This window comes from Lysobacter sp. TAB13, from assembly GCF_052113885.1.
Taxonomy (GTDB): Bacteria; Pseudomonadota; Gammaproteobacteria; order Xanthomonadales; family Xanthomonadaceae; genus Lysobacter; species Lysobacter gummosus.
This window is the reverse complement of record NZ_JBFRDR010000072.1, coordinates 1-691: the sequence shown is the minus strand read 5'-3', so window position 1 is coordinate 691 and position 691 is coordinate 1. Positions and strand designations below refer to the sequence as shown.

Sequence of the window (691 nt, the reverse complement as noted above, 5' to 3'; positions counted from 1 at the left end):
GCTATGTCGGCCCTTCAGAACCTGAAGTCGACGCAGACGGCTCTCAACAAGACGCAGGGCGAGATTTCGAGCGGCCTGCGTGTCGGCGAAGCGGCGGATAGCGCCTCTTACTGGTCGATCGGCACGAAGATGAAGTCCGACGTTACGTCGCTGGGCGCGGTGAAGGATGCGATCAGCCAGTCCAAGGCTATGATCGACACCTTCTCTTCGGCAATGGGCAAGGCACTCGATTACCTCAACAAGATGAAGACCGGCGCGATCACTGCCATGCAGCCTGGCGCCGACAAGGCCGCGATCCAGACCGAATACTCCGCTTCGGTGTCGGGTCTGAAGAGCTCTGCGGGCTCGGCTGCGTTCAACGGCCAGAACTGGCTTGCGGGCACGGCTGCCACTGTCAAACTCGTTACGTCATATGACGGCAACGCGAAGACCGTGGGCAAGCTCGACATCGACACGTCGAAGACGATCCTGTTCGCCGACGCAACGGCTGGTACCGGTGGTCTGCTCGGCGCTGCTGCAGCGATCGATATTTCCACCAGCACGGACCTCGATGCGGACCTGACCGCGATCGATGCAGCGATCACCGCTGTTACGACTGCGGCTTCAATGCTCGGCGCGAACAAGGCTCTGCTGGGTGCGCAGACCGAGTTCATCCAGGTCATGTCGGACTCGCTGAACGGTGGCGTTAGCG

1 protein-coding gene is annotated in these 691 nt (G+C 61.1%); it reads left to right on the top strand.

Going from position 1 to position 691, the window contains the following annotated elements; all coding sequences use genetic code 11:
* Positions 1-691: flagellin N-terminal helical domain-containing protein (locus AB4Y92_RS25160; protein WP_441822097.1), on the top strand; the 691-nt coding region annotated here is incomplete at both ends.